This window comes from Micromonospora sp. NBC_00389, assembly GCF_036059255.1.
Classification (GTDB): Bacteria; Actinomycetota; Actinomycetes; order Mycobacteriales; family Micromonosporaceae; genus Micromonospora.
This window is the reverse complement of the sequence record NZ_CP107947.1, coordinates 5666316-5692840: the sequence shown is the minus strand read 5'-3', so window position 1 is coordinate 5692840 and position 26525 is coordinate 5666316. Positions and strand designations below refer to the sequence as shown.

The window sequence follows — 26525 nt, the reverse complement described above, 5'->3', positions numbered from 1 at the left end:
GCCGGTGGTGGTGGGTTCAGCGCCCGGCCAGGGTGGCGCGGATCGGGGCGGTCTTCGCGGCGGCCTCGGCGACCTCGGCGGCGGGGTCGCTGTCCCAGGTGATGCCGCCGCCGGCCCAGGTGTGCAGCTTCTCGCCGTCGGCGGCGGCGGTGCGGATGGTCAGGCCGAGGTCGATCCGGCCGGGGGCGACCCAGCCCAGGGCGCCCATGCTGGCGCCCCGGCCGACGGGTTCGAGGGCGCCGATCTGGGTCAGGGCGGCGTGTTTCGGCGCGCCGGTCACCGAGCCGCCGGGGCAGGTGGCGCGCAGCAGGTCGGCCAGGCCGAGGCCGTCGGCGGCGGTGGCGCGGACGGTGGACTCGGCCTGCCACAGGTCGCACCAGCGGCGGACGGCGAACAGCTCGTCGACGCGGACGGTGCCGGTGCGGGCGATGCGGGCCAGGTCGTTGCGTTCCAGGTCGACGATCATGATGTGTTCGGCGCGTTCCTTGGCGCTGGCGAGCAGTTCGGCGCGGCCGGCGGCGGTGGCCGGGCGGGTGCCCTTGATGGGTCGGGTGGTCAGCTGCCCGTCGGTGACCTCGACGAGGGTCTCCGGGGAGGCGCAGCCGATCGCCCAGCCGTCGCCGGTGAGTACGCCGCCGTAGCGGGCGCCGGGCAGCGCGCCGAGGCGGCTGAGGGCGGGCAGCGGGTCGCCGGTGTAGCGGGCGGCGGCGTGTCCGACGAGGTTGGTCTGGTAGACGTCGCCGCGGCCGATGGCGGCGCGGACCGCGTCGACGGCGTCGGCGTGCTGGCGTGGGGTCCAGCTCTCGGTCCACGGGCCGAGCCACCAGGGCGGTGGCGGGCCGCTCGGTGCGGGCCGGGTGGGGCCGTGGCCGTAGACGACGACGGCGAGGTCGGGCAGGGTCGGCGTGGGGTCGGGCGCTGTGGTCGGGGCGCCGGCCAGCAGCGCTCCGGCGGCGGCGGACAGGTAGAGCGCGGCCCCGCAGGCGTCGGTGGTGGGGTGCCGGTGGTCGGCGGGGCGGGTCAGGTCGTGCAGTGGCAGGCCGTGTGCGGCGAGGAACTGCTCGGCGAGCACGGCGGGGTCGCCGCCGTCGGAGCGGTGCCATTGCAGGCGGGCGCGTTCGACGAGGCCGCCTCGGCAGGCGGCCGGTGCGGCTGGTGCATTTACCAGCACATGTGGGAGCGTTTCCACGCCGTACGGTCCGACCTTCCTCATCCGTTCAGTGGATTTCCCGTGCACCAGGCGGCTACCTGCTCGATGCTGGACACTTTCGCTTGGTACTGTGCGTCACTGGTCATGTGAACCATGACACAGTGCCCCCACAGTCCGGAGAACCCGATGTGCCAGCACCAACCGACCTGCCCCTCTGCTGAAGCTACCGACCGGGAAGCCGCCCGGGTCCTCGCTTGCTTCCCTGAGCAGGGCTGGAGCCTGCTCTGCAACGGTGTCATCGTCTTCGAGGACACAGGTGAGCTGCTCCCCGACGGCAGCAGCATCGCCCCGCACCGCGGCCCCGCCCGCCACGCCCTCGTGGCCTGATTGACCACTCAGCGTCACCGAACCGCCGCTGTCGACCCAGGCTAGTCCCCGGTCCGGGACATTCCTGCCCAGGTCGGCGCGGCTGCCGGGGCGGCCACACCGCCCGCCCCGGCCCGCCCGTCGTCAGTCCTCGAAGGCCTCCGGCGACGGGCACGAGCACACCAGGTTCCGGTCGCCGTACGCGCCGTCGATCCGCCGCACCGGCGGCCAGTACTTCCCGGCCCGGTCCACCCCGGCCGGGTACGCGCCCACCGACCGCGGGTACGGGTGCGTCCAGTCGTCACCGCTGACCATCGCCGCGGTGTGCGGCGCGTTGGCCAGAGGGTTGTCCCCGGACGGCCACTGCCCCGAGGCCACCTGCTCGATCTCGGCCCGGATGGCGATCATCGCGTCGCAGAACCGGTCCAACTCGGCCAGGTCCTCGCTCTCGGTCGGCTCCACCATCAGCGTCCCCGCCACCGGGAATGACATCGTCGGCGCGTGGAAGCCGTAGTCGATCAGCCGCTTCGCCACGTCGTCCACGCTCACCCCGGTCGCCTTCGTCAGCGGCCGCAGGTCGAGGATGCACTCGTGCGCCACCAGGCCCTTGTTGCCGGCGTACAGCACCGGGAAGTGCCCGCGCAGCCGCGCCGCCACGTAGTTCGCCGCCAGGACCGCCACCCCGGTCGCCCGGGTCAGCCCGGCCGCGCCCATCATCCGCAGGTACGCCCACGGGATCGGCAGGATCCCCGCCGACCCGTACTTCGCCGCCGAGATCGCCGGTGTGGCGTCGACGTGCGCGCCCAGCGGGTCGCCGGGCAGGAACGGCGCCAGGTGCGAGCGCACCGCCACCGGACCGACCCCCGGCCCGCCGCCGCCGTGCGGGATGCAGAACGTCTTGTGCAGGTTCAGGTGTGACACGTCCGCCCCGAACTTGCCCGGCTTGGCGAACCCGACCAGCGCGTTGAGGTTCGCACCGTCGACGTACACCTGCCCGCCGGCGTCGTGCACCTTCGCGCACAACTGCGCGATGCCCGTCTCGTACACCCCGTGCGTCGACGGGTACGTCACCATGATCGCGGCCAGCGCGTCCCGGTGCTTGTCGATCTTCGTGTCGAGGTCGACCAGGTCGACGTTGCCGTCGTCGTCGCAGGCCACCACGACCACCCGCATGCCGGCCATCACCGCCGACGCCGCGTTGGTGCCGTGCGCCGAGGACGGGATCAGGCACACGTCGCGGTGCGCCTCACCACGGCTGCGGTGCCACGCCCGGATGGACAGCAGCCCGGCCAGCTCACCCTGCGAACCGGCGTTGGGCTGCACGCTGACCGCGTCGTAACCGGTCACCTCGGCCAGCCACGACTCCAGCTGACCGATCAGCTCCCGGTACCCGGCGGTCTGCGTGTCCGGCGCGAACGGGTGGATGTGCGCGAACTCCGCCCAGCTGATCGGCTCCATCTCGGTGGTCGCGTTGAGCTTCATCGTGCACGACCCCAGCGGGATCATGCCCCGGTCCAGGGCGTAGTCGAAGTCCGACAGCCGGCGCAGGTAGCGCAGCATCGCCGTCTCCGAGTGGTGGCTGCGGAACACCGGGTGGGTGAGGAAGTCACTGGTGCGGCGAAGACCGGTCGGCAGGGCCGGGTCGACGGCGCCGTCGAAAGTGGGCACACCGAACGCCGCCCACACCGCCGCCAGGTGCGCGACGGTGGTCGTCTCGTCGCAGGACACACCCACCCGGTCGGCGTCGACCAGCCGCAGGTTCACCCCGCGCTGCGCGGCGGCTGCCACCACCTCGCCGGCCCGGCCGGGCACGCTCGCGGTGACGGTGTCGAAGAACGCGACGTCCGCGACCTGCACGCCGCCGGCGCGCAACCCGGCCGCGAGCCGCACCGCCATGGCATGGGTACGCGCCGAGATGTCCCGCAGCCCGTCCGGGCCGTGGTAGACCGCGTACATGCCGGCCATCACCGCGAGCAGCACCTGCGCGGTGCAGATGTTGCTGGTCGCCTTCTCCCGCCGGATGTGCTGCTCGCGGGTCTGCAGCGCCAGCCGGTAGGCGGGGTTGCCGTCCGCGTCGCGGGACACCCCGACCAGCCGGCCCGGCAGCATCCGCTCCAGGCCCGCCCGCACCGCCAGGTAACCGGCGTGCGGCCCACCGAAGCCCATGGGTACGCCGAAGCGCTGGGTGGTGCCGGCGGCGATGTCCGCGCCGATCTCCCCCGGCGCGCGCAGCAGCGTCAACGCCAGCAGGTCCGCGGCCACGGTCACCAGCGCGCCCCCGGCGTGCGCCGCCGCCACCAGCGGGGCGTGGTCGCGCACCGCGCCGGACGCCCCCGGGTACTGCAGGTGCAGACCGAAGAACTCCGCCGGCAGTTCCTCGACGTCCAGGTCCAGCACCCGCACCTCGATGCCGAGCGGCTCCGCCCGGCTGGTGATCACCGCGATGGTCTGCGGCAGCGCGTCGGCGTCGACCACGTACACGGCGCTCTTGCTCTTCGACGCGCGGCGGGCCAGGGTCATCGCCTCCGCCGCGGCGGTGCCCTCGTCGAGCATCGACGCGTTCGCGGTGGCCAACCCGGTCAGGTCGGTGACCATGGTCTGGAAGTTCAGCAGCGCCTCCAGCCGGCCCTGGCTGATCTCCGGCTGGTACGGCGTGTACGCCGTGTACCAGGCCGGGTCCTCCAGCACGTTGCGGCGGATCACCGCCGGGGTGTGCGTGCCGTGGTAGCCCAGCCCGATCATCGACACGGCGACGGTGTTACGGGCCGCCAGGGCCCGCAGCTCGGCGATCGTCTCGGCCTCGGTGGCCGGGTCCGGCAGGTCCAGGGTGCCGTGCCAGCGGATCACCTCGGGGATCGCGGCGTCCATCAGCTCGTCGATCGAGCCGTGCCCGACGACCTCCAACATCCGGCGCTCATCGTCCGGCCCGGGGCCGATGTGACGGGTGGCGAACTGCTCTGCGGTCATGGGGGCGCTCCCGGGCGAGGTCGACGGATCGGCCTCCCCCTCTGTCACACCCGCAGGGCGCTCCACAGTGCCTGCCCACGAGGTCCTTTTGCCTGAGAGGTTCCGGGGAGGATTTGCCCCTTCGGCGCCGCCCCGGGTGCTGTCGGGCGGTCTCTCCCACGTGGGTGGTACCGGCATGGTCAACGCTACCAGCGCCGGTGTTTCCGCCACATGTCCTACCCCCGGGCTGTCACACCCCGGCCGGGGCGACCATCGTGGCGGCATCGGCGTCGACGCCGCCGGTGGCCCGCTCGGCCAGCGCCGGCAGCAGCGCGCCCAGCGCGGCGTCGACGCTCACCGTGGCGTGGCCATCACCACGGGTCGGCCCCTGGTTGACGATCGCCACCGGAATGCCCCGTTTCGCCGCCCGGATCACGAACCGGCGACCCGACATCACCGTCAACGACGAGCCGAGCACCAGCAACGCCCGGGCCTGCTCCACCAGCGCGAAGCAGCGCGCCACCCGCTCGGGCGGCACCGTCTCGCCGAAGAACACCACGTCCGGTTTCAGCATCCCCGTGCCGCAGATCCCGCAATCCACCGGCCGGAACGCGGCCACCTGCTCGTCGGGGAGATCCACATCACCGTCCGGGTTCACGGCGGCGACGTGGGCCACGAAGTCCGGGTTGGCCTCGCGCAGCCGGCGGTCCAACTCCTCCCGGGAGGTCAGGTTGCCGCAGTCCAGGCAGGTCACCTCGTCCAGGCGGCCGTGCAACTCGATCACCGGCGCGCTGCCGGCCAGCGAGTGCAGCCCGTCGACGTTCTGGGTGATAACCGCGTCGACCAGGCCGGCGCCTTGCAGCCGGGCCACCGCCCGGTGCCCGGCGTTCGGCGCGGCCCGGGCGATCAGCCGCCACCCCAGATGGCTCCGCGCCCAGTAGCGGCGCCGGGCGAGGGGATCCCGGGTGAACGCCTGGAAGGTCATCGGGGTGTGCCGGCGGGCCACCCCGCCGGGCCCCCGGTAGTCCGGGATGCCCGACTCGGTGGACAGGCCCGCCCCGCTGAGCACCACCACCCCGCCGCCGGCCACCAGCGAGGTCAACGCGTCGAGGCTCTCTGTCACCCCTCCATGCTGCCTCAGCCGATGCCCCGCCGCCGAACCCCGGCCCGCCTCGGGCGTCAGCGGCCGGCCCACGCCGTCGTACGCCGGTAGGTTGGGCGCATGCGCGTCGTCATCGCCGGAGGCCACGGCAAGATCGCCCTACTTCTTGAGCGCGACCTCGCCGAGCGCGGCGACACCGCCGTCGGCCTGATCCGTAACCCCGAACAGGCCGGCGCGCTGCGCGCCGCCGGCGCCGAACCGGTGGTCTGCGACCTGGAACACGCCGGCGTCGCCGAGGTCGCCGCGCACCTCGACGGCGCGGACGCGGTGGTCTTCGCCGCCGGTGCCGGCCCCGGCAGCGGCGCCGCCCGTAAGGACACCGTCGACCGGGCCGCGGCCGCGCTGCTCGCCGACGCCGCCACCCGCGCCGGCGTCCGCCGCTACCTGCTGGTCTCCTCGATGGGCGTGGACAACCCGCCGGCCGCCGGCACCGACGAGGTGTGGGCGGCGTACCTGCGGGCCAAGCGGGCCGCCGAGGACGACCTGCCCGGCCGGGACCTGGACTGGACGGTGCTGCGACCCGGCCGGCTCACCGACGACGAACCCACCGGACGGATCACCCTCACCCGGCACGCCGGACGGGGCGCGGTCACCCGCGCCGACGTCGCCCAGGTGCTCGTCGCGCTGCTCGACGAACCACGCACCGCCGGCGCGACCCTGGAACTCGTGAACGGGCCGACGCCCATCGCCGACGCCATCGACGCCACGACCACCTGAGGGCGATCACGTACGCCACTCGGCACACCCACCGGCCGCCGCACCCACCGGAGGAGAGCAATGACCCCGCAACCACTCGACCACCGCTTCACCGCGCCGATAGAGAAAGACGGCGCCTTCGCCACCTACGTGACCGTGCCCGACTCGGCCGACCTGCTCGGCACCCGCCGCGCCGTCAAGGTCACCGGCACGATCGACGGTCACCCGTTCAGCGCCACCCTCATGCCGTCGGGCACCGGCCCGCACTGGCTGCCCATCCGGGCCGCCCTGTGCAAGCTCACCGGCAAGAGCGAGGCCGGCGCCGAGGTCAGCTTCCACCTCGACCAACGGCTCAGCTGACCGCGGCTGGACGACGCACGGCCCATCCGAGCGGCCCTACGGCGCTACCGTCGTCGGTTCGGCGTTGCCGTCTCGTGCCGGATCCCGCGCCCTACGGCTCTCGGGATCGGGTGCCGGACGTGGGCCCTGGTCCTGGCGGTGGGTGCGGGTCGGTCGGAGTTGGAGGACGACGACGGAGGACAGCACCAGGGCGCCGCCGACGAGCTGCACCGGGGTCAGGGATTCGCCGAGGATGAGCGCGGCCAGTGCGGTGGTGACCACGGGTTCGAAGGTGGACAGGATCGCGGCGGTCGACGGGCCGGTCCGTTTCAGGCCGGCGAAGAAGGTCAGCATCGCCACGACCGTGGAGACCACAGCGATACAGGCCAGCCAGAACCATCCCGGCGGCCCGAAGTCGAAATCGACCCCGCCGGTGAGCAGGGCGCGTGCGCCAAGGGTGCCGGCCGCGCCGGCCATCACCAGTGTGGACAGCACCACGGGCGGCAGCCGGTGCACGACGGTGTCGGCGACGAGGATGTAGACGGTGTAGGTGAGCGCGGCGGCAAAGGCGAGCAGTGCCCCGACCGGGTGGAAGCTCACGCCACCGGCGCCGAGCAGGACCAGCAGCGTTCCGCCCGACGCCGCCACCAGCGCGGCGCCGCGTCCAGGGGTGAGCCGGTCACGGCCGAGCAGCACCGCCGCCACGGTGACCAGGACGGGGTAGGTGTAGAGGATCAGGGACAGCAGCGACGCGTCCATCCGCTGCAGGGCCGAGAAGAACAGACTCGCCTGTGTGGCGTACCCGATGGCACCCAACGCGACGGCGGTGGCCAGCACCCGGCCGCGCGTCGTCGCCGGCTGGCTGCCCGGTTCGCCCCGGTGCGGACCCGGTTCCGCTCGGCGTAGGCCCGGCCGCACGAGCAAGGCCATCCCCAGCAGTGCGGCGGCCAGGGTGAAGCGCACCAGCAGCAGCGCACCGGGCGAGACACCGGCCTCGTAGGCGAGCTTGCCGAAGATCGCCATGGCGCCGAAGCACGCCGCGGACAAAAGGCACAGTGCTGGACCCATGCGCCAAGGATCATCGACCAGACCCGCCAGGTCCAGCGATGATTCATGGAGGTGATTCGTTAGGATTCCCACATGGTTGCCCCGGGCGAAAGCTCCGGCAGCAACCGCGCGATGATCACAGCCTCCATCAGAGCCCGGGCGACTCACGACCCGCTACTGCCCACGTCGGTGACTCATCTTGGGAGGTTTCATGCCCGTCGGCTATGTGATCACCGTGGCGCTCGTCGCCTGGTGCACCTTCTTCGCCGTTGTCGCGCCGCGCCGGCCCCAACCGCTGGCGACGATGAGCTTCTGGTTCGGCCTGACCCTCAACGAGGTGCCATTCCTGGGCGTTCTGGCCCTGCTGGCCTCCACAACGCTGGCCGCCGCCCAGGACGATCTGGAGTCATCGGGCGCCAAGGTGACGGCCGCAGTGGCCGCCGTCGCCTCCGCCGGGCTGGCTGTCTCCGCCTGGCGGGGCGTACGGACCGATCGGGTGGTCGAGCAGGCCCTCGACCAGGGGCTGGGACCCAACTGGCGGGATCGTGTGCACATACCGCTGCGCCGCCACCGGCCCTGGACCCGCATTCTGCTGCTACCGGGCCTCATGCGGCGGCGTGACGTGGAGCGGATCCCCAACCTCAGCTACGGGGACGCCGGGCGCCGGAATCTCCTCGACATCTACCGCCGCCGCGACGCGCCGCACAACGCGCCGGTCCTGATCTACTTCCACGGCGGCGGCTTCACCAGCGGCGCGAAGAACCGCGAGGCACGGCCCCTGCTGTACCAGCTCGCCAGCCGGGGATGGGTGTGCATCAGCGCCAACTACCGGCTGCGGCCCCAGACCACTTTCCCCGGCCACCAGATCGACGCCAAGAAGGTCATCGCCTGGGCCCGCGAGCACGCCCCCGCCTACGGCGCCGATCCGTCGCGGCTGTTCGTGGCGGGCAGCTCCGCCGGCTCCAACCTGGCGTCCCTGTGTGCGCTCACGCCGAACGACCCGGCGTTCCAGCCCGGGTTCGAGTCCGCCGACACCTCGGTCACCGCCGCGATCTGCCTCTACGGCTACTACGGCCACTATTTCGGCCAGACCCCCGACCAGGCGCCGTCCCCGAATCAACCATGGGCGTACCTCCACCCCGGTGCGCCGCCGTTCCTCATCGCCCACGGCACCAAGGACGCCCTGGCGACCGTCGAGGCCGCCCGAAACTTCGCCGACCAGCTGCGCCACACCTCCTCCAACGCCGTGGTCTACGCCGAACTGCCCGGCGGGCAGCACTCGTTCGACCTGTTCCACTCCCCGCGCTTCGAGGCAGTCGTGGACGGCGTCGAAGCCTTTGCCGCCTGGGTCCTCGCCGCCCCGCAGCGCACTCCCGACTCAGCCCGCTCGTAGGCACATCACAACAAGATCAACAGAGTTTGGGGCTCATGACACGTTTCTCACCGGCACCCCTGGATCTCCGGCGGCTGCGCTTCCTTCGCGAGTTCGAGGAGCGGGGCACCCTGGCCGCGGTCGCCGCAGCCCTGGGCTACAGCCCGTCGACGGTCTCCCAGCAACTGGCCATCCTGGAGAAGGAGGTCGGCGCCCGGCTGTTCGACAAGGCCGGGCGCGGCGTGCGGCTCACCGACGCCGGACACCTGCTCGCCCAGCACGCGCGCGTGCTGCTGTCAGCGGCCGAGGCGGCAGAAGCCGACCTGGCCGCGTTGAGCGGTGAAATCCGGGGCACCGTGCGCGCCGGTGGCCTGCAATCGGCGACCCGTCGCCTGCTGGTTCCGGCCCTGGCCCGCATGACGGTCGACCACCCACAGGTCCGCGTGGAGATCTTCGAGCTGGAACTCGAACAGTCCCTGCCAGGTTTGCGGCTGGGCGCGGTCGACCTGGTCATCGGCGACGAGTACGACGGCCACCCCCGCCCCCGCCCGGCCGGGCTGCGCTTCACGCTCCTACTCGAAGAGCCACTGAAGATCGTGCTACCGGCAGCGCATCCACTCGCCCGGCCCGGAGGCCCCGTCGCGGTCGCCAAGCTGCGATCCGACATCTGGACCGCTTCCGCCGAGGGCACCGGCCACCACACCATGGTCGTCGGGACCTGCCGATCCGTCGGCGGCTACGAGCCCGACCTGCGGCACCGCTGCAGCGACGCCGACGTGCAACTCGAACTAGTCCGCGCCGCGGCAGCCGTCGCCCTGATGCCGGCCCTGACCCTACCCACCGATGACCCCGCTCTCGCGATTCGGGACATCGCCGAAGCCACTCTCCAACGCCGCCTGGTCGCCGTCACCCGGGACAACCCCCCGGCTCCCGCGCTGACCGCCCTTCTGACGGCCGTAACGGACCAGGTACACAAGCTCAGCCTCGACCGGTAAAAGCCACGGGGCCTGTTCGCGGTGACCTCCGCAGGGACAGAACCAGGGCCCCGAAGTCCATGACCGCCTCGCCAGCCGGGTGGGGCCCGCTCGGCGGACCCCACCCGATGCTCACCGCTGCTGGTGACGAGGCAACGCATCCTGCCCCGCCGCGCCGAGGACGAACGGCGCCCCCGGCGTCTCCTTCGCGATCCGGTCCATCGTGCGGGCCAACTGCTCACTGCCGTCGTCGAGATGCCGCGCCGCCGCCTGCATGTGCGACACCATCATCTCGCCGAAGATCCGCAGCGCCTCCCGGGTGGCCACCGTCTCGTCGAAGCTCGACCCGGCCGTGCTGCGATACTCCGTCACCGCCCGCTCGGCCTCCTGCTTCGCCTCCTCCGCCGCCGCCCGCATGTAACTCTCGTACTGCATCCGGGCGTACTCGGCGACCCGCCGCGCATAGTCGTGCGCCTGCGCGATGATCTGCTCCGCCTCCCGCTGCGCCGCGGACAGCAGATTCACCTCCTTGGCCGCCGGCACCTTCGCCGCCGCCCCCGTGCTCGGGATCACCCCGTGCCGGTGCAACTCCACCCGGTCGTTGAGCCGCTCGTTCTCCGCCCGCAGGTGCGCGACCTGAGTCGCCAACAGGTCCAGCTCATCGGCGACCTGCACCCGGAACCGGTCCACGTCGGCGTTGTCGTAGCCGCGCCGGGCGAACGGCGCCGTGCCGAACTCCCACCGCCGGACCCGGTCGGCGGTGATCCGGACCTGCACACCGCCGGAAACCTGCATCCCGTCGTACCGGCTGATCGGGGTCGCGCTCATCTGTGCCCGCCTCCGTTCGCGACTGCGGGGCTCGCAAGCTCACTCCTCGCGCTCACTGAACACCTCCGGAAGTGTCACCAGCGGTCGACTGCTCCACCGCCGTACGCCAAGCCGGGCCGTACCACTGCGTACCCAAGCCCTCATGGTGGACCTGACCCGCGTGGTAACCCGCTCGGACCAACGTCTGCACCGTGTGCGAAACCATCTCGTCCGACCCGCACACGTACACGTGTCGGGAACGCCAGTCGCCGTCGGCCAACGCCCGATCCACCGCCTGCACGAACTCCCCCGGCCGGTTCAGTTCGGCGCCCACGACGTAGGTCACCGTCAACCACGGGTACGACGACGCCAACTTGTCGATCGCGTCGCTGTCATAGAACTCGCTGCGCGAACGGGCACCCACATACAGGTCCACCCGCCGGCGGGCACCCTCCGCGGCGACCTGCTCCACCAACGCCTTCACCGGCGCCCAGCCGGTACCCGCCGCCAGCAGCAACAGATCACTCGAGCCCGCCGACCACAACGCCAACCGCTCCCCCACCGGCGCGGCCAGGTGGATTCGGTCACCCACCGCCGAGCCGTACACCAGCCGCGAGGACACCGCGCCACCCGGCGCGGCCCGCACGTGCAACTCCAACGTGCCGTCCGCGCGCGGCGCGTTCGCCGGCGAGTAGTACCGCCACGACCGCACCGACGGATGCGACACCCCGATCGACTGACCCGCGGTGAACGGCAACAGGTACTGCGGACGCACCGTCAGCACCGCCACGTCGAACGCCCGCCGCTCGTGGGTCACGATCTCCGCTTCCCACCACGGCGGATTCACCGCCTCCGCGGCCTGCGCGGCTTCCTGCATCACCTGCGCGACCAGCCCGTACGCGGCCGCCCAGTCCTGAGCCAGCTCCTCGGTCCACTGTTCGGCCAGGAAATGCCGCAACGTCGCCAGCAGCGCCTCACCAACCACGGGGTAGTGCTCCGCGCGTACCGCGAACTTGCGGTGGTCCGCGCCGAGGCCCTGCAGGAAACCCACCAGCCCATCGACCTGGTCCACGTTGGACACGATGTGCCCCAGTGCGGTCACCAGACGGTCCCGCTGCCCGGCCATGTTCGTCGGGAACATCTGCCGCGTCTCGGGATGGGCCAGGAACAACGTCGAATAGAAATAGAGCGGAACCTGGTCACCATGCCCGGCGACCAGGGACCAGCTCTGCTTGAGTCGAGCCGCGTCCACCGTCAGACGCCCGGACGGGTCCCGGCGGCCACCACCTGGTCCTGCACCTGCCCCAGCACCGTCTGCACGTCGGCCAGGATGTCCGCCGGCACTCCCAGTTCGGTCAGCGTCACGATCAGGTGCTCACCCACCATGACGTAGTGCTCCACCGGGATGTTCAGCGGCTGGTGCGCCTCGGCCAAGCCGCGACCGGCGTACTCGTTCGGACCACCCAACACCACCGTCAACATCAAAGTCAGGTGCCGCCGCTGACCCGGCATGTCCACCTCGGCGAAGTAGCCGGCCAGCTCCGGATCGGCGAGCACCTTGTCGTAGAACAGCTCGACGGCAGCCTTGACGGAGGCAGCGCCGCCGATGCGGTCGTAGTGCGAGACAGGAGCGGTTTCTTCGGTAACCGTCACGGTCGTTCCTTCCAGGGTGGAGGCCGCGCGGGGTCGGCGCGGAGGGGCAACGGCCCACCGGAGCGACAGCGTCTTGCCACGGCGACCGCACCGGGGACCGTGACGGACCATAGCGTGTCGGCGGTTTCCGGTCAGGCCCCGGGTATCGGATGCCCGACAACAACCCGACACACAGCGTCACCTTTGCTGTCCCGGTCTTCCACAGTCGGCCACCAGAACAGCACCCACCGTCATCCACTGTGGACCGGCCGCGCTCCGGGAACGGCTACCACCGATCTACCGGGCCTGACCCTCAGTCACCAGCCGGCCGAGAAAAACCAACCGCGAAAAGCCGGGCGCGTCGACGCGCACCGGGCGGCACACCTGCGCTCAGCCGGCCCGCCGCCGCGCCCGCCGCGCCGCCAACTCGTCGCCCACCGGATCCGACTCGGACGCCACCACCGGCTCCGCCGGCCCGCTCGCCGGCTCGGCCGGCAGATGCGACAACGACCCCTGGATCTCCTTGAAAGCCCCACCGATCGCGATGCCGAACACGCCCTGGCCGCCCTGCAACAGGTCGACCACCTCCTCCGGGGACCGGCACTCGTACACCGTCGTCCCATCGGAGATCAGCGTGATCCCGGCCAGGTCTTCCACACCACGCGACCGCAGCGCCTCGATCGCCTTGCGGATGTTCTGCAGGGAAACCCCCGCGTCCAACAACCGCTTCACGACCTTCAACACCACCAGGTCGCGGAACGAGTACAACCGCTGGGTCCCCGAACCCGACGCGTCGCGCACACTCGGCACCACCAACTGCGTCCGGGCCCAGTAATCCAACTGCCGGTAACTGATGCCCACCGCGGTGCACGCCGTCACACCCCGGTAGCCCACCGAACCGTCACCCTCAGTCGCCACACCCGGCGACGCCAACTCCGTACCCGGATCGGGATTCTGCGGCTCGTGCATCCGGACAACCTCCCCGTCAGTGTGGTGACGCGTCGTTTCCGGGACGCGCACCCCTCGACACGGCAACCCTATAGCCACGTTCAGGGGTTACCACGGAGGAACCGACGCGACACGCCGCGCAGCCACCGAGAAAGATCACCAACCGCACCGCGACGTCACCCACAGTGACACCCGATGCGGGACCGGACCGCCGGGCTCAGCCCGCGAAGTCCTCCGGACGCACCTGCTCCAGGAACTCGCGGAACTTTTCCACCTCGTCCTCCTGCTCATCGGGGATGACGATCCCCGCCTCGCTGAGGACCTGCTCCGCACAACGAATCGGCGCACCGACACGCAACGCCAAAGCGATCGAATCGCTCGGCCGCGCCGACACCCGCACCCCGTCGCCGATCAACAGATCCGCGTAGAAGACGTTCTCCTTGAGCTCGGTGATCTCCACCGCCTGCAACGGCGCCTGCAAAGCCGCCAACACGTCCCGCAGAAGATCATGCGTCAACGGCCGGGCCGGCTTGACCCCCTGCTGCTCATAAGCGATAGCCGTGGCCTCGACCGCGCCGATCCAGATCGGCAGATAGCGGTCCCCCTCGACCTCCCTGAGCAGGACGATCGGCTGGTTGCTGGGCAGCTCCACCCGAACTCCGACCACGCTCAGCTCGCGCACCGCCGCCTCCGTGTCGTTGTCACCTACGCCGCACCGCGCCTTTCCCTGCACGGTACACGGACCGCGACACGGCCGTCCCATGCGCTACAGCACCACGCCCGCGCCAGAAAGGGGTTACCCCGGCAAGCCTACGGCACGCTTCCCGGAAGAGATCTTTCCGCTCAGCCGCCGCCCGCCGGGCACCCTCACCGACCCAACGTCGAGCGCAATCCCACCCGCACCAACGCCGCGTGCAACTGCTCCGACAACGCCACCAACTCCCGCGCCGTCTCCGCCGCCCGCGCCCGCGCCGCTGGGTCACTCTGCCGCGCCAACGGCGCCACCAACTGCGCGAACAACCCGACCTCACGGTCCGCCGCCGTCCGGTAACCCCGCAGGTGCCGCGGCTCCAACCCGTACGCCGCCAACCCCGCCACCGCAGAAGCGATGATCAACGCATCGGCGTCGTACCACCCCGGCGGATCCGACACCAGCACACCGAGCCGCTCCAACTCCGCCAACGTCGACTCTTCGACGCCGCTGCGCGCCACCAGATCCGCCCGGCCGAGCCGCACCTGCGACGACTCGGCCGGCTCCGCCGACTCCCGACCGGGAACCGCACCATCGGGCCCCACCGCGACCAACGCCGGCCGCGACCGACCCGGCTGCTCGCCGGACGAATCCCACTCCGCCAACTGCTCACGGATCACCCGCAACGGCAGGTACTTGTCCCGCTGCGCGGTCAACACGAACCGCAACCGCGCCACATCGTCCCAGCTGTACTTCCGGTAACCCGCCGCCGTCCGCTGCGGCTCAACCAGCCCCTCGGCCTCGAGGAACCGCAGCTTCGAAATCGTGGTGTCCGGAAAATCCACCCGCAACTGCCCCAGCACCTCACCGATGCTCATCAGCGGCTGGGACCGGGCCGCCCCGGGTGGTATGGAGGCCGCAGGCTCGTTCACCCCCGGCCGGCCTCCTCCTCCGGGCGCGGACCGGCGATGAACACCACCCGGAACTTACCGATCTGGACCTCGTCACCATTGCTCAACGTGGCCGCCTCGACCCGCTCACGGTTCACGTACGTGCCGTTCAGGCTGCCCACGTCCCGCACCGTGAACGTGCCACCGTCACGGTGGAACTCCGCGTGCCGCCGCGACACCGTCACGTCGTCGAGGAAGATGTCACTGTCGGGGTGCCGGCCACTGGTCGTCACATCGTGGTCCAACAAGAACCGGGCACCCGCATTCGGGCCGCGACGAACCACCAGCAGCGCCATACCCGGCGGCAACGAACCGGACATCCGGCTCGGCACCACGTCGGTCTCCGGCCCCTCCAGCACTTCGTCGAGCGAGCCGAGATTGAGCGTCGAAGTGACGTCGAGCGGGGGGAACTCGTCGTCTGGGCGCGTCATGGGACCACCTCACGGATCTGTTCGGTCGGCGTCGGGTAATGGCGGGTCTGGCCGCCGGGCACTTGAACACCCGGCGGCTGGCTCCCCGTGCCCGGGAAGGCAATTCCGCAACGCTCAACTATTGGGTTCTCGGTCGACTGGGCGAGCCTAGCCAGCGCCGAAATGCAGGGCAACCGGACGCGCGCAGACATCCCACGCACCGGATCAAGCACACTCAGCCTTCGGTGATCTCGCGGTACGCGCCCGCCGTCAGCAGACCGTCCACCGCCGTCGGATCAGCCGGAGTGATCTCCACCAACCAACCCGCACCATACGGATCAGTGTTGATCAGCTCAGGGGTGTCACCCAGCGCCTCGTTGCGCGCCGCCACCGTACCCGCCAACGGCGCGTAGATCTCCGACACGCTCTTGGTCGACTCGATCTCACCCAACGAGTCACCGGCCGCGACCGCAGCACCCGCCTCGGGCAACTGCACGTACACGATGTCACCCAGCGCGTCCTGCGCGAAGTGCGTGATGCCGACCCGGACCGAACCGGTGCCGTTACCCAACACCCACTCGTGCTCGGCGGTGTATCGCAGATCCTCGGGAATCACCAGACGCGTCCTTCATCCATCGTGCCCCGGACCACCCGGGTCCGGCGCGGCCGCGCCGGTCAGGAGACCGGACGGGCGTGTTCCAACTTGATCGGCACGTGCAGCGCCGAAACCTCGGCAACCTCACGCTCCCCAAAGGTCACGTTACCGCCGTCACCCCGGACCGACGCCACCACCCCACCAGGAATGTTCAACGCCGTACGCATCGTCGCCGGATCACCGATCACGGTGATCGTGAAAGGCCCCATCAGCCGACGCCCCTCCACCACCAACGACCCGTTCTCCCCATCCAGGAAGTACGTCGACGCGATGATCCGCACCGTCGCCCGATCGCCACCGGAGATCTGCATCGCCTCCGCGCCCGCGCCCCGCAGCTCCTGCACCGCGTCCAGCACCCGGTTCGCCGAAATCGGCTTACCAGCACCCTCGAACTCCACGGTCAACCCCGGGCCCACCGCCGGCAACGTGCCCGCCAGGATGCCCAACTCATCCGCCCGCCGGGTCGCCTCGTCCAACGCCGCCTGGCGGCCCTGCTCACCCGAGCGCAACTGCCGCTGACTGTCCTCCAACGCCCGAATGTCCTGCTGAAGGCGGTTCTCCCGGGCATCCAGATCCGACAGGATCCGGACCAGGTCCTCCTGACGCGTCGCCCCCAGCGTCGGATCCGTCGACGTCGTCTTCAACTGCACCACCAGGGTGAAGCCCAACAACGCCAACAACACCACGATCATCAAGCTGGCCGTGCTCAACCGGAACCGACCCGCCGCCGACTTCACCGGCGCCACCGGCTCCTCGGCCGGCACCGCCGACCCCTCCGACCGCGCCGCCGGCTCACCCGACCCCGACACTCCGCTCAGATCCACCGTCGCGCCGTCGTCCCCCGACGCCACCGCGGGCTCGTCATCCGGCGGCTCCGGCTCCCGCTCCGCCGGCCCCTGCGGCGCCAGCGGGCTCAACTCGTCCGGATCCGGCGCATCCGGCCGCGGATCCGGCTCACCCGCCGGCCCACCCGGCCGCGCCGGACCCGCCGGCTGCGGCCAGCCCGTCCCCGTCTCGGTCTGCTCGTCGCTCATCGCTGTCAAACCTACGCCCGGAACAGGTGCCGACGGATCGCCGCCACGTTCCCGAAGATCCGCACCCCGAGCACGACAACCACACCGGTGGACAACTGCCCGCCCACTCCCAACTGGTCACCCAGGTACACGATCAGGCCCGCCACCAGCACATTCGAGATGAACGACACCACGAACTGCTTGTCATCGAAGATCCGGTCCAGCCTCGCCCGCACCCCACCGAACACCGCGTCCAACGCCGCCACCACCGCGATCGGCAGGTACGGCTGCAACGCCGCCGGGACCGTGGGATCGAGCCACACACCAAGCACCACACCGGCGAGCAACGCCAGCACCGCGATCATCGGCCACCTCCGGAGGGGCTAACGGTCGCCGGAGAACCGGACGACCCGGGACTGCCGGACCGGCCACCCGACGTGGACGGGCTCGGACTGACCGACGGCTTGGCGTAGCGTAGCTGCGGCTCCGGAGCCGCCGGCAGGGTGAGGTCATCCGACTCCCGCACACCGAACGACAGGCCGGTCTTCTGCGCGACCTCCCGCATCAGCGCCGCGCTGCGGCTGTCCTCGAACTTCCGCCGCATCGAGCCCGGACCGACCGCCGACACCTCATACGGCCCGGTCACCGGCCGGAAGTCCACCAGAATCGCCTCACCCGCCGACCGGATCGTCGACGTCGAGGTCAACCGCTGCCCGTTGATGGCGATCGCCTCCGCGCCGACACTCCACAACGCGTTCGCCACCCCCTGCAGGTCGCTGTAGAGCACCCGCGGCGGCCCCGCACCCATGCCGGTCACCGCGTCCTCCTTGCCCGGCGCGTCCGCCAGCCGCACCACCACACCGTCGCCGCGCACCCGGCCCAGCCCGGTGCTCGCCTCCTGGTCCCGCAGCCGGGCGGCGGCCGACCCGCTCAACGCCGCGTCGCGCTGCCGACCGACCTCCTCGCGCAACTGGTCCGCACGCGTGGACAACCGGTCGGTCTCGCTCTCCCGCTCCTTGATCTGCGCCACCAGGCCGGAGCGGGCCTGGCTGCGGCCCGGCTCGTCCTCCAACGTCTGCCGGTACGCGACCGCGAACAGGAAACCCAGCACCACCACCACAACCAGGCTGACCGAACGCGCCGACCAGGCCCGCCACCCCCGGGCGGGCTCCGCGGGCGCAGCCCGCCGACGGGCAGCCGCCGCATCGGCGTACCCCGGGTCCAGCGGGTTGCGGAACAGCTCGGTGAGGAAGTCCGGGGCGTACACCCGATCCCGGCGGCCGTCCCCGGGCCGCGGCGCGCTCACGCAACCGCTCCCGGGTCGCGCGCCGCGCGCACCAGCCGGGCCGCCTGCACCACGTACATCCCGCCGGCCACCCAGTAGAGCACCAGCCCCCACCAGGCCAGGCCCCAGCCGATCGCGGCCGCCGCCGTCGCCACGTCGGTCAACTCGGTGGCCAGCAGCAACACCGGGAACGCCGCGAGCAGCAGGAACGTGGCGGTCTTGCCCACGTAGTGCACCGGCGGCGGCCCGTACCCGTAGCGGCGCAGCACCCCCAGCGAACCGAGCAGCAGCAACTCCCGGGCCAGCAGCGCCGCGGTGAACTGCCACGGCACCACCTCGCGGGCGGTGAAGGCGATCAGCGTGGCGAGGATGTAGAGCCGGTCGGCCAGCGGGTCGAGCAGCTCCCCGAGTCGGCTCACCTGGCGCAGCCGGCGGGCGATCCAGCCGTCGACCCAGTCCGTGGTGCCGCCGATGGCCAGCACGACGAGGGCCGCGACGTCGGCGCGAGCCACCAGGAAGAGATAGAGGAAGAGCGGCACGCCCAGCAGCCGCCCGAAGCTGATCAGGTTGGGCAGGGTGAGCACCTGGTCGCCGGGAACCTGTTCGCCGGTGTCCCGCGGATGCTCTGACCGAGCCGGCCGACGAGACACCGAACCTCCTCCGCGCACGACCCGGCGCCCGGCGGAAGTCGTACGGCTGTCGGGCCGGCCAGCGCCGGCTCCCCCTGCGGCCCCGGAACGGGACCTCTTCCCTGATTCGGCCCGCGATCTCGATGATCACGGGCCGGGTGAGTGCGGTGCCACTATATCGGGCTTCCGTCGGAGCCCTGGGGCGCCGCCGCGCGGTGGTCGGTGCGGCTGTGCCGCGCTGTGGCGTGGATCACCACGCGTAAAGCGTCCTAGGATACTAGTGGACGGGTCCTGCGTCCGCTCAGGCTGTCTGCACCGCCGAGTCGGTCTGCTGTTCCGGCACCACCTGGGTCGCCGCCCGGCCGAACGCGAGCAACGCCAGCAGCAGATCGTGCTGGCCCCGCTGCGGCATCCGGTCCAGCACCACCTGCACCGCGCGTTGCCGCCGCTCGGCCAACTCCCCGAGCAGGGTCTGCGCGGCGGCGGTCAGCACCAACCGCACCTCGCGCCGGTCCCGCGGATCGGCCACCCGGCGCAGCAGACCGGTCGCCTCCAGTCGGTCGCAGAGGCGGCTGGCCGAGGAGGGCACCACGTCCAACAGCTCCGCCAACCGGTTGACATTGGTCTCCGGCCGGCTGCTGATCAACGCCAGCACCCGCAGTTGGGTCGGCGGCACCTGATGTCGCGCCGCGGCCGAATCGAGCACGGCGATCAGCGTCTCGGCGGCCGCGTCGATCGCCGCTGCGAGATCCGCAGGTCGCTCCACCCGATGTCCCCTGCCATTGTCGCGCTGGTGCCCGCCCGACGGACCGCTGACGACTCTCACCCGCCGTCGCTATCACCCGGACCGTGCCAGTCCAGGCAGACCACGACGGCGTCGTCGCGCAGATCGGAGTCCACATGGTAGGCGTGCAGTTCGCGCATCACCGTACCAACCGCCTCGGTCGCCGGCTGCAACCGTGTGGCGCGCAGGGAACGGGTCATCACCCGCTGCCCGTACGGCTCCAGGCCCGCCGGCTCGGCCGCCCACACCCCGTCGCTGACCACGAAGACGCGGTCACCCGGCGCGAGCTGGAACTCCTGCAACTCGTAGCGGGTCTCGGCGAACATGCCCAGCGGCAGCTGCTGATCCAGCTTCACCGGCTCGACCACCGCGCCGCGCAGCCGCAGCATGTGCGGCGAGCCGGCGTCGACCGCTCGCACCCGCCCGGTGCGGGTGTCCAGCTCCAGCAGCAGGGTGGCCACGTGCCGACGGCCCCGGTGCTGGTAGAAGACCGTGTCCGAGGCCAACTCCGCCTGCTCCACCAGACCACCACCGGAACGGCGCGCGTTGCGCATCGCGTTCACTGTGGCCGCGGTCAGCAGCGACGCGGCCAGGCCGCTGCCCTCGCCGTTGAGCACCGTCACGGTGAGCCGGTCGCCGTCCAGCGACCAGTCGAAGTGGTCCCCACCCACGGTGTACGCCGGTTCGAGCTGACCGGCCAGGTGGAACGCGTGGTGTGCCACGCTGCGCCCCGGCAGCAGGTCCCACTGCATCTCGGCGGCCATGCTGAGCCGCTCCCGGCGTCGGGCCCGCCGGTACCGGTCGGTCTCCCGGTCCGCGGCCCGCATCGCCACCGCCACGACGCCGGCGATGTCCGTGGCGATGCCGGTGACGGCCGGGCCCGGCACGGCGGGCAGCTCGATCAGCAGCACGCCCAGCCGCTCTCCCCATGCCGTCAGCGGCAGGTAGAGCCGGCACGGGCCGTGCTCGGCGGAGTCGCGCACCGGCTGCTGACTGCTGAAGCAGCGTTGGGCCACCGTGTGGCAGGCCAGGAACCCGCCCGCCGGCAGCTCCGGGTCCAGCAACGGCCAGAGCCCGCTGATCCGATAGTCGGCGACGAACACGTCGGTGCGCAGCGCGCCCAACGACGAGCGGATCGCCCGGTCGGCGGCCTCCGCCAGCTGGTCGGGTGGGGCCTCGCGCAGCGCACGCGACACCACACCCGGCGCGTCCTCCATGGTCGTCCTCTCCAGAAGCTTGCTACAGGGCAAGCATCATACGGACGCCCCGGGACAGCCCGTCGGCGCGGTCGAGGCGGGGTCAGTCGGCGCCGCGGGTCGCGAGCACACCGTGGAACGCGTCGGGCACCTCAGCCGGCGGACCGTCCGGCCGCCACCGCGTGACCGGCACGATTCCGTCCGCCGTCGGCGTCCACCGACCCAGCAACGGCGCGAACGACGACGGCGGCCGCATCCGGAACGCCGGCCCCATCATCGCCAGCGCCTCCGGATGACCGGCCAGCTCCTCGGTGTCGAAGTCCACGGCCAGCAGGCTGCCCGGCGCCGCGGCGGCGTACAGCTCGTCGAGGGTGCGGGTCAGCGTGTCGTCGTCGAGGAACGCGGCGAGCCCGAGGAAGACCACCCCGACCGGCCGCCGGCCCCAGCCTGGCACGAAGCGGTGCAGCTGCGCCGGATCGATGGTGCCGATGTCGGTGGCGTCGCCGTAGCCGTAGCCGGCCCGGTCGCTGCCGACGAGGATGCGCTGCCCCAGCCGGATGGTGACCGGGTCGACGTCGGTGTAGAGCACAGTGGCCTCGGCGGCGACCTCGTGCACGTTGCCCATCGTGGGCACCCCCGCGCCGAAGACCAGGAACCCGTCCACGCCCTGCCCGGCGATCGCCCGTACCGTCCGACCGAGGAACGCCCGCAGCTCCCGGAACACCGGCGCGCACGGCCCGTACGCCTGCTCGAAGGCGGTCGCGGCGGCCACGTCGACCGGGAAGTGGTGATCCCCGCCAAGCCAAAAGTCGATCATGCGAGCGGTGCTCGGCTGGTCCGGTTCACCCATCGACGACGCCCCCTCCCCGACCGGTCGCCGCCAGCGTACCGACCCCGACGTCCTGGGCGGTATCGCTCCGCCGAGCCGTTCCCGCCCGCGATACTGGCCCCGGCGGGAGGTGGCCGGTGAACTCGGCGAACAGCGCAGCGGTGGTGGTCGGCGTGGACGGCTCGGAGCCGTCCCTGCGCGCGGTGCGCCTCGCCGCCGCGGAGGCCGCGCGCCGACACCGGCCGCTGCGGGTGGTGCACGGGTTCATCTGGCCGCTGCTGCACGTGCCCGTCTCCCCCGCCCCGGACGCCCCGGCCGGCGGCGGGCTGCGCCACCAGGCCGAGGAACTGGTCGCGGCGGCGGTGGCCGAGGCCGAGGCGACCGTACCGGGGCTGACGATCTCCGGCGAGATCATCGACGGTGAGGCCGCCGCGGTGCTGGTGGGCGAATCCCCCACCGCCGCTCTCATCGTGCTCGGCGACCGAGGGCTGGGCGGCTTCACCTCGCTGGTGGTCGGCTCGGTGGCGGTGCAGGTTGCCGCGTACGCCGACTGCCCGGTGCTCGTGGCTCGCGGCGTGGAACATCCCGGCGAGCCGGTGCTGGTCGGATTGGACGGTTCGCCGGCGTCCCGGCTCGCCGCCGAGTTCGCCGCCGAGACCGCCGTGGCGCGCGACGCACCGCTGTTGGCGGTGCACGCCTACCGGCACCCGCCCAGCACCCGCCCCGGCGACATGCAGCCCCTGGTGTACGACGCGGAGCAGCTGCACCACGAGGAGGACCAGGTCCTAGCCGAGTCGCTGACCGGGCTGGCCGAGCGCCACCCCGAGCTGCGGCTGACCCGGCGGGCGGTGCGCGGGCGGGCCGGCGCCGTGCTCGCCGAGGCGTCCCGCTCCGCCCAACTGGTGGTCGTCGGCGGGCAGGGGCGCGGCCAGGTGAGTGGGTTGCTGCTGGGGTCGGTGAGCCAGTCGGTGCTGCACCACGCGCACTGCCCGGTCGCCGTGGTCCGCGCCCCCCGCTGAGACGCGGGAATGGCCCGCTGTCAGACGGGTAGACGAGCGCGGTACGCCAACGGCGACGAAGGAGGCAGCAGATGCCAGGACCACGGCCGGGCAGTAACGCGTACGACAAGCAGCGCGCGCGAATGCGCAACGTGATCGACGACTCCGGACGGCGGGTGCCCGACGGCAAGGCCAACCAGGTTGCCAACAAGATCCTGCAGGAGGATCGCGGCCAACGGGGTGTGGTGCGCGGCGAGCGCACATACGGACCCAAGGGAGAACGCGAACCGGGCGACCCGAAATGAGGACGGTTGACGTGGCCGACGGCGCCATCGCGGGCGCCGTCGGCAGCGCCGCGCTGAACGTGGTCAGCTATCTGGACATGGTGCTTCGGGCACGGCCGGCGAGCAGCGTCCCGGAGCAGACCGTGGACCGGCTGGCCGGGATCGCGCACGTGGACCTGGGGCCCGAGGCCCGGGCGGCGAACCGCCGCTCGGGCCTCGGGCCTCTGATCGGCTACGGGCTGGGCATCGGCGCGGGCGTGGCGTTCGCGCTCTACGCACGTGGTCGGCGGCAGCCGCTGCCGATGGCCACCGGCGTGCTCGGCGCGGGCGTGATGACCATGACTGACGGGTCCATCACCGCACTGGGCATCAGCGACCCGCGCACCTGGCGGCGCTCCGACTGGATCTCCGACATCATTCCGCACCTGGCGTTCGGGCTGACGGCCGCCGCCACCTGGAACAGGTTGCGGCGGCCGTCAGGGCGAAACCGTTAGCTGTCGTCCTCGGCGACCGGCTCACCCGCCGGGCCGTACGGCGACACCTGACCCTTGGGCACCGGCCGACCCTCGTCTCCGCGCGACGAGCCGCGGTTGAGCGGGTGCCCGGTCGGCGTGGGCACCTTGCTGTCCTGACTGGTGGCTCCCTTGGCGTTGCGCCGGAACTCCTCCTGCTGCGGGTTGACCACGGGTGTCTCCCTCCGGGTACGGCAGGCGGCATCGACCGCCTCCACCGCAGGCATACCCGCCCGGCCCGGTGCCATTCCGGCCCCGCTCGCCGCCGGGAGGGCTAGCCGCCTGCCGGGCGGGTACCCACCGGACGTGGGCAACGACCGAACGGTGGCGCGGGTCCTGCTGGACCGACACCACGACACGTACGCGGAGCAGGCGGGCATCCGGCTTTCGGACCGCCCCGGTCCGCTGTACCAGCTGCTGGTGCTGGCCACCCTGCTGAGCACCCGGATCCGGGCGTGCGTGGCGGTGGACGCCGCGCGGGAGCTGTTCGCCGCGGGCTACCGCACGCCGCAGGCGATGGAGGCGGCCAGCTGGCAGCAGCGGGTGGACGCGCTGGGCCGGGGCCACTACCGCCGCTACGACGAGCGGACCGCGACCATGCTCGGCACCGGCGCCCGGCTGTGCCTGGACCGCTGGCACGGTGACCTGCGGCGGCTGCACCGGGAGGCCCAGGGCGACCCGGCCGGGCTGCGTCGGCGGCTCACCGAGTTTCCCGGCATCGGGCCCACCGGCGCGGACATCTACCTGCGCGAGGCACAGACGGTCTGGTCCGACCTGCGCCCGTACGCCGACCGCCGGGCACTCGCCGGTGCGAAGCGGCTGGGCCTGCCGGGCTCACCCGACCGACTGGCCGGGCTGGTCGACGAGCCGGACTTCGGCCGGCTCGCCTCGGCGCTGGTCCGGGTGGCGCTCGGCGAGGAGTCCGCCGGCGAGGTCACCCGCGTCGCCGCCCGCTGAGGCAGGCGCTCACTTCACCGTCTTGTCGCCCGGCCGGGTCAGGTGCCACACCAGCAGCGCGGCGAGCAACGCCAGCACCACCAACCCGCCGGAGAGGCCACGGCCCTCCTCGGGACTGCGGCCGGTACTACCGAAATAGATCACCGCGAGGCCGGCCAGCACCGTGACGAACGTACGCAACCCTCGGTCCTTCACGTATCGCACCATATGTGGCGCCCATCCGCTGCGGGCGAATTCGGCGGTATTGTCCCCCGTACGTGTGGTGGAGGGCGGGCCCGGCTCAGCGTTCGGCGACGAATCCGCGTAGCCGCACCCGGCGGACCGCCCGGTCGGCGACCTCCACCACCTCCAGGGTCAACCCGGGCAGCCGCACCGTCTCCCCCGGTTCGCTCGGCAGGTGACCCAGTCGGGCGAGCACCAGCCCGGCCACCGTGGTGTACTCCCTCGACAGCGGGAAACTCAGCCGCACCCCGAGGTCGGGCAGGTCGTGCAGCGGAAAGTCACCCGCCACCAACAGCGACCCGTCCGACTCCCGGATCACTCCCCGTACGTCCCGGTCGGTCTCGTCGTACAACTCGCCGACCACCTCGGCCAGCAGGTCCTCCAGGGTGACGATGCCGTCGATACCGCCGTGCTCGTCGACCACCAGGGCCAGCTGCTGGTGCTCCTGACGGAGCTGACGCAGCGCCTCGGCGACCGGCAGGGTGACCGGCAGCAGCAGCGGTGGCCGGACCCTGTCCCCCACCGTGCCGACGCCGGCCTGCACCAGGTCGCGGATGTGCACCACGCCCATCACCTCGTCCAGGCCACCCGGGCCGGTGACCGGAGCGCGGGACCGGCCGGCGGCGGCCAGCTTCCGTACCCCCTCGTCGGCGGCAAGACCCGCCGGCAGCGCGGTCACCTCGCGCCGGGCCACCAGAATCTCCCGCAGCGTCCGGCCGGCGATGTCGAACGCGCCGGTCAGGATCTCCCGCTGCTGGGCCGACAGACCACGCTGACTGACCAGCATCTCCCGCAGCTCCTCCTCGGTCATCTCCTGCCGGCTGGCCCGCGGGTCGCCGCCGGCCAGCCGGACCACCGCGTCGGTGGCCCGGCTGAGCAGCCAGACCGCCGGACGGGAGAGCCGGGCCAGCAGGTCCAGCGGGCCGACGCTGAGCAGCGCCCAGCGCTCCGCGCGCTGCATGGCCAACCGCTTCGGGGCCAGCTCGCCGAACACCAGCGTGACGAAGGTCAGCACCACCGTCACCAGCACCACCGCGGCGGGTCGGGCCGCCGCGCCGAGGAAGCCCAGCGGGGCGACCAGCGGCTCGGCCAGCGACACCGCGGCCGCCGCCGAGGCGAGGAACCCGGCCAGGGTGATGCCGAGCTGGATGGTGGCCAGGTAGCGGTTCGGGTCGCGGGTGAGCCGGACCAGCCGGTCGCCGGCGCTGGTCCGCCGGCTCAGCCGCCGCAGCTGCCCCTCGCGCAGCGTCACCAGTGCCATTTCGCTGCCGGAGAGCGCGGCGTTGACCAGCACCAGAACGGCCACCAGCGCCAACTGCCCGAGCTGACCGCCCACCGCGCACCCCCGTCCGCCGCCTCAGGCCACTCAACCGCAGCGAGACCGGCTCTGGGTGCGGTTTCCAGCCGGCCGGCGCTCAGTCGGTCTCCAGGTCGTCCAGCGAGATGGCGTGGGTCATCAGCCACCGCGCCAGCGCCGACATGCCGAACAGCCAGAGCGGGGCGGACTCGGTGGGGCCGTTGGTGGCGTAGATGGCGAACCGCAGGTCCGGGGCCCGGTAGGCCTCGATCCGCCACCGGTGCTGCCGGTCCCGCCAGACCGCCGAAGGGTCCATGGCGTCACCGTAGGTGACCGTCGGTGATGCGGTGGCCGGTTGGCCGGGTCAGCCGGGC

Annotated in this window: 32 protein-coding genes and 1 riboswitch; of the genes, 9 read left to right on the top strand and 23 right to left on the bottom strand. The window is 72.0% G+C overall.

Features of this window, described 5'->3' with window-relative positions; translation table 11 throughout:
* Nucleotides 1–16: 16 nt before the first annotated feature.
* Nucleotides 17–1213, bottom strand: coding sequence for a chorismate-binding protein (locus OG470_RS26870; protein ID WP_442930989.1), 1197 nt, complete (start codon nucleotides 1211–1213; stop codon nucleotides 17–19).
* Nucleotides 1214–1336: 123 nt separating this feature from the next.
* Here OG470_RS26870 and OG470_RS26865 point away from each other — a divergent pair, with 123 nt between their 5' ends.
* Nucleotides 1337–1537 (top strand): DUF5999 family protein, encoded by a 201-nt coding sequence (locus OG470_RS26865; RefSeq protein ID WP_089000314.1) that lies wholly within the window; start codon nucleotides 1337–1339, stop codon nucleotides 1535–1537.
* Between the two features lie 123 nt (nucleotides 1538–1660).
* On the opposite strand, the gene gcvP is transcribed toward OG470_RS26865, so the two are convergent.
* Entirely contained in the window at nucleotides 1661–4483 is a 2823-nt protein-coding gene (gcvP, locus tag OG470_RS26860; RefSeq protein ID WP_328416587.1) for an aminomethyl-transferring glycine dehydrogenase, read from the bottom strand.
* 70 nt (nucleotides 4484–4553) lie between these two features.
* Nucleotides 4554–4652, bottom strand: a riboswitch (glycine riboswitch).
* A gap of 60 nt (nucleotides 4653–4712) precedes the next feature.
* Nucleotides 4713–5585, bottom strand: a complete 873-nt coding sequence (locus tag OG470_RS26855; RefSeq protein ID WP_328416585.1) for an NAD-dependent protein deacetylase — start codon at nucleotides 5583–5585, stop codon at nucleotides 4713–4715.
* Nucleotides 5586–5684: 99 nt separating this feature from the next.
* Here OG470_RS26855 and OG470_RS26850 point away from each other — a divergent pair, with 99 nt between their 5' ends.
* Nucleotides 5685–6341 (top strand): NAD(P)H-binding protein, encoded by a 657-nt coding sequence (locus OG470_RS26850; RefSeq protein ID WP_328416583.1) that lies wholly within the window; start codon nucleotides 5685–5687, stop codon nucleotides 6339–6341.
* 60 nt (nucleotides 6342–6401) lie between these two features.
* Nucleotides 6402–6680, top strand: coding sequence for a DUF1905 domain-containing protein (locus tag OG470_RS26845; RefSeq protein ID WP_328416582.1), 279 nt, complete (start codon nucleotides 6402–6404; stop codon nucleotides 6678–6680).
* Nucleotides 6681–6716: 36 nt separating this feature from the next.
* Here the strand turns inward: OG470_RS26845 and OG470_RS26840 are convergent, their stop codons facing one another.
* Nucleotides 6717–7727: a DMT family transporter gene (locus OG470_RS26840; protein WP_328416580.1), complete on the bottom strand. Its 1011-nt coding sequence runs from the start codon at nucleotides 7725–7727 to the stop codon at nucleotides 6717–6719.
* A gap of 190 nt (nucleotides 7728–7917) precedes the next feature.
* Between OG470_RS26840 and OG470_RS26835 the strand changes: the two genes are divergently transcribed.
* Nucleotides 7918–9099: an alpha/beta hydrolase gene (locus tag OG470_RS26835; protein WP_328416578.1), complete on the top strand. Its 1182-nt coding sequence runs from the start codon at nucleotides 7918–7920 to the stop codon at nucleotides 9097–9099.
* Between the two features lie 59 nt (nucleotides 9100–9158).
* Nucleotides 9159–10073: a LysR family transcriptional regulator gene (locus OG470_RS26830; RefSeq protein WP_442931217.1), complete on the top strand. Its 915-nt coding sequence runs from the start codon at nucleotides 9159–9161 to the stop codon at nucleotides 10071–10073.
* Between the two features lie 111 nt (nucleotides 10074–10184).
* On the opposite strand, the gene OG470_RS26825 is transcribed toward OG470_RS26830, so the two are convergent.
* The 15 genes from OG470_RS26825 to OG470_RS26755 all read right to left on the bottom strand — a co-directional run bounded on the left by OG470_RS26825 (nucleotide 10185) and on the right by OG470_RS26755 (nucleotide 21902).
* The gene (locus OG470_RS26825; protein ID WP_328416574.1) at nucleotides 10185–10880 is read right to left on the bottom strand and encodes a DivIVA domain-containing protein; all 696 of its coding nucleotides are present in this window, start codon (nucleotides 10878–10880) and stop codon (nucleotides 10185–10187) included.
* A gap of 52 nt (nucleotides 10881–10932) precedes the next feature.
* A complete protein-coding gene (locus OG470_RS26820; RefSeq protein ID WP_328416573.1) occupies nucleotides 10933–12111 on the bottom strand; it encodes a globin domain-containing protein in 1179 nt (392 codons plus the stop codon).
* 2 nt (nucleotides 12112–12113) lie between these two features.
* Nucleotides 12114–12512: a group I truncated hemoglobin gene (locus tag OG470_RS26815; RefSeq protein WP_328416572.1), complete on the bottom strand. Its 399-nt coding sequence runs from the start codon at nucleotides 12510–12512 to the stop codon at nucleotides 12114–12116.
* 369 nt (nucleotides 12513–12881) lie between these two features.
* A complete protein-coding gene (locus tag OG470_RS26810) occupies nucleotides 12882–13460 on the bottom strand; it encodes a MerR family transcriptional regulator (RefSeq protein ID WP_328416570.1) in 579 nt (192 codons plus the stop codon).
* A gap of 196 nt (nucleotides 13461–13656) precedes the next feature.
* Nucleotides 13657–14121, bottom strand: a complete 465-nt coding sequence (locus OG470_RS26805; RefSeq protein ID WP_007460347.1) for a bifunctional nuclease family protein — start codon at nucleotides 14119–14121, stop codon at nucleotides 13657–13659.
* A gap of 185 nt (nucleotides 14122–14306) precedes the next feature.
* Complete coding sequence (gene ftsR / locus OG470_RS26800; protein WP_328426620.1) at nucleotides 14307–15008, bottom strand: transcriptional regulator FtsR; 702 nt, start codon at nucleotides 15006–15008, stop codon at nucleotides 14307–14309.
* A gap of 50 nt (nucleotides 15009–15058) precedes the next feature.
* Nucleotides 15059–15511, bottom strand: coding sequence for an oxoglutarate dehydrogenase inhibitor Odhl (odhI, locus tag OG470_RS26795; protein ID WP_328416567.1), 453 nt, complete (start codon nucleotides 15509–15511; stop codon nucleotides 15059–15061).
* A gap of 214 nt (nucleotides 15512–15725) precedes the next feature.
* A complete protein-coding gene (gcvH, locus tag OG470_RS26790) occupies nucleotides 15726–16106 on the bottom strand; it encodes a glycine cleavage system protein GcvH (protein WP_328416565.1) in 381 nt (126 codons plus the stop codon).
* Between the two features lie 59 nt (nucleotides 16107–16165).
* Nucleotides 16166–17179: a DUF881 domain-containing protein gene (locus tag OG470_RS26785; RefSeq protein ID WP_328416563.1), complete on the bottom strand. Its 1014-nt coding sequence runs from the start codon at nucleotides 17177–17179 to the stop codon at nucleotides 16166–16168.
* A gap of 11 nt (nucleotides 17180–17190) precedes the next feature.
* Nucleotides 17191–17523, bottom strand: coding sequence for a small basic family protein (locus tag OG470_RS26780; RefSeq protein ID WP_030327710.1), 333 nt, complete (start codon nucleotides 17521–17523; stop codon nucleotides 17191–17193).
* On the bottom strand, nucleotides 17520–18464 hold the full coding sequence (locus OG470_RS26775; protein ID WP_328416561.1) for a DUF881 domain-containing protein: 945 nt from the start codon (nucleotides 18462–18464) through the stop codon (nucleotides 17520–17522). The genes OG470_RS26780 and OG470_RS26775 overlap by 4 nt, the downstream gene beginning before the upstream one ends.
* Complete coding sequence (locus OG470_RS26770) at nucleotides 18461–19093, bottom strand: CDP-alcohol phosphatidyltransferase family protein (protein ID WP_328416560.1); 633 nt, start codon at nucleotides 19091–19093, stop codon at nucleotides 18461–18463. Before OG470_RS26770 ends, OG470_RS26775 begins: the two co-directional genes overlap by 4 nt.
* A 280-nt stretch (nucleotides 19094–19373) precedes the next feature.
* Nucleotides 19374–19838, bottom strand: coding sequence for a MarR family winged helix-turn-helix transcriptional regulator (locus tag OG470_RS26765; RefSeq protein ID WP_328416559.1), 465 nt, complete (start codon nucleotides 19836–19838; stop codon nucleotides 19374–19376).
* A gap of 56 nt (nucleotides 19839–19894) precedes the next feature.
* Entirely contained in the window at nucleotides 19895–21073 is a 1179-nt protein-coding gene (locus OG470_RS26760) for a PP2C family protein-serine/threonine phosphatase (RefSeq protein ID WP_328416557.1), read from the bottom strand.
* A gap of 82 nt (nucleotides 21074–21155) precedes the next feature.
* Nucleotides 21156–21902 (bottom strand): SAM-dependent methyltransferase, encoded by a 747-nt coding sequence (locus OG470_RS26755; protein WP_328416555.1) that lies wholly within the window; start codon nucleotides 21900–21902, stop codon nucleotides 21156–21158.
* A 116-nt stretch (nucleotides 21903–22018) separates the two neighbouring features.
* Between OG470_RS26755 and OG470_RS26750 the strand changes: the two genes are divergently transcribed.
* From OG470_RS26750 to OG470_RS26740, 3 genes are all read left to right on the top strand, one after another.
* The gene (locus tag OG470_RS26750) at nucleotides 22019–22900 is read left to right on the top strand and encodes a universal stress protein (protein WP_328416553.1); all 882 of its coding nucleotides are present in this window, start codon (nucleotides 22019–22021) and stop codon (nucleotides 22898–22900) included.
* 71 nt (nucleotides 22901–22971) lie between these two features.
* Nucleotides 22972–23184, top strand: a complete 213-nt coding sequence (locus tag OG470_RS26745; protein ID WP_328416551.1) for a phosphatidylethanolamine-binding protein — start codon at nucleotides 22972–22974, stop codon at nucleotides 23182–23184.
* Nucleotides 23181–23657, top strand: a complete 477-nt coding sequence (locus OG470_RS26740; RefSeq protein ID WP_328416549.1) for a hypothetical protein — start codon at nucleotides 23181–23183, stop codon at nucleotides 23655–23657. Before OG470_RS26745 ends, OG470_RS26740 begins: the two co-directional genes overlap by 4 nt.
* Here the strand turns inward: OG470_RS26740 and OG470_RS26735 are convergent.
* Complete coding sequence (locus tag OG470_RS26735; protein WP_328416548.1) at nucleotides 23654–23848, bottom strand: hypothetical protein; 195 nt, start codon at nucleotides 23846–23848, stop codon at nucleotides 23654–23656. The two genes, OG470_RS26740 and OG470_RS26735, sit on opposite strands and share 4 nt — an antisense overlap.
* Nucleotides 23849–23981: 133 nt before the next feature.
* Here OG470_RS26735 and OG470_RS26730 point away from each other — a divergent pair, with 133 nt between their 5' ends.
* A complete protein-coding gene (locus OG470_RS26730) occupies nucleotides 23982–24632 on the top strand; it encodes a hypothetical protein (RefSeq protein ID WP_328416546.1) in 651 nt (216 codons plus the stop codon).
* Between the two features lie 9 nt (nucleotides 24633–24641).
* On the opposite strand, the gene OG470_RS26725 is transcribed toward OG470_RS26730, so the two are convergent.
* The 3 genes from OG470_RS26725 to OG470_RS26715 form a co-directional block, all read right to left on the bottom strand.
* A complete protein-coding gene (locus tag OG470_RS26725; RefSeq protein WP_406080080.1) occupies nucleotides 24642–24839 on the bottom strand; it encodes a hypothetical protein in 198 nt (65 codons plus the stop codon).
* A gap of 73 nt (nucleotides 24840–24912) precedes the next feature.
* On the bottom strand, nucleotides 24913–26190 hold the full coding sequence (locus OG470_RS26720; RefSeq protein WP_328416545.1) for a hemolysin family protein: 1278 nt from the start codon (nucleotides 26188–26190) through the stop codon (nucleotides 24913–24915).
* Nucleotides 26191–26269: 79 nt separating this feature from the next.
* Complete coding sequence (locus OG470_RS26715) at nucleotides 26270–26467, bottom strand: hypothetical protein (RefSeq protein WP_089022155.1); 198 nt, start codon at nucleotides 26465–26467, stop codon at nucleotides 26270–26272.
* Nucleotides 26468–26525: the final 58 nt, after the last annotated feature.

Bases quoted from the DNA above. Each gene is read 5' to 3' on its own strand.
- odhI (WP_328416567.1), bottom strand. From the start codon at position 15,511: ATGACGCGCCCAGACGACGAGTTCCCCCCGCTCGACGTCACTTCGACG.
- OG470_RS26865 (WP_089000314.1), top strand. From the start codon at position 1,337: ATGTGCCAGCACCAACCGACCTGCCCCTCTGCTGAAGCTACCGACCGG.
- OG470_RS26840 (WP_328416580.1), bottom strand. From the start codon at position 7,727: ATGGGTCCAGCACTGTGCCTTTTGTCCGCGGCGTGCTTCGGCGCCATG.
- OG470_RS26755 (WP_328416555.1), bottom strand. From the start codon at position 21,902: ATGGGTGAACCGGACCAGCCGAGCACCGCTCGCATGATCGACTTTTGG.
- OG470_RS26845 (WP_328416582.1), top strand. From the start codon at position 6,402: ATGACCCCGCAACCACTCGACCACCGCTTCACCGCGCCGATAGAGAAA.
- OG470_RS26780 (WP_030327710.1), bottom strand. From the start codon at position 17,523: ATGATCGCGGTGCTGGCGTTGCTCGCCGGTGTGGTGCTTGGTGTGTGG.
- OG470_RS26740 (WP_328416549.1), top strand. From the start codon at position 23,181: ATGAGGACGGTTGACGTGGCCGACGGCGCCATCGCGGGCGCCGTCGGC.
- OG470_RS26835 (WP_328416578.1), top strand. From the start codon at position 7,918: ATGCCCGTCGGCTATGTGATCACCGTGGCGCTCGTCGCCTGGTGCACC.
- OG470_RS26760 (WP_328416557.1), bottom strand. From the start codon at position 21,073: ATGGAGGACGCGCCGGGTGTGGTGTCGCGTGCGCTGCGCGAGGCCCCA.
- OG470_RS26785 (WP_328416563.1), bottom strand. From the start codon at position 17,179: ATGAGCGACGAGCAGACCGAGACGGGGACGGGCTGGCCGCAGCCGGCG.
- OG470_RS26745 (WP_328416551.1), top strand. From the start codon at position 22,972: ATGCCAGGACCACGGCCGGGCAGTAACGCGTACGACAAGCAGCGCGCG.
- OG470_RS26810 (WP_328416570.1), bottom strand. From the start codon at position 13,460: ATGCACGAGCCGCAGAATCCCGATCCGGGTACGGAGTTGGCGTCGCCG.
- OG470_RS26725 (WP_406080080.1), bottom strand. From the start codon at position 24,839: ATGGTGCGATACGTGAAGGACCGAGGGTTGCGTACGTTCGTCACGGTG.
- OG470_RS26870 (WP_442930989.1), bottom strand. From the start codon at position 1,213: ATGAGGAAGGTCGGACCGTACGGCGTGGAAACGCTCCCACATGTGCTG.
- OG470_RS26850 (WP_328416583.1), top strand. From the start codon at position 5,685: ATGCGCGTCGTCATCGCCGGAGGCCACGGCAAGATCGCCCTACTTCTT.
- ftsR (WP_328426620.1), bottom strand. From the start codon at position 15,008: ATGAGCATCGGTGAGGTGCTGGGGCAGTTGCGGGTGGATTTTCCGGAC.
- OG470_RS26715 (WP_089022155.1), bottom strand. From the start codon at position 26,467: ATGGACCCTTCGGCGGTCTGGCGGGACCGGCAGCACCGGTGGCGGATC.
- OG470_RS26825 (WP_328416574.1), bottom strand. From the start codon at position 10,880: ATGAGCGCGACCCCGATCAGCCGGTACGACGGGATGCAGGTTTCCGGC.
- gcvP (WP_328416587.1), bottom strand. From the start codon at position 4,483: ATGACCGCAGAGCAGTTCGCCACCCGTCACATCGGCCCCGGGCCGGAC.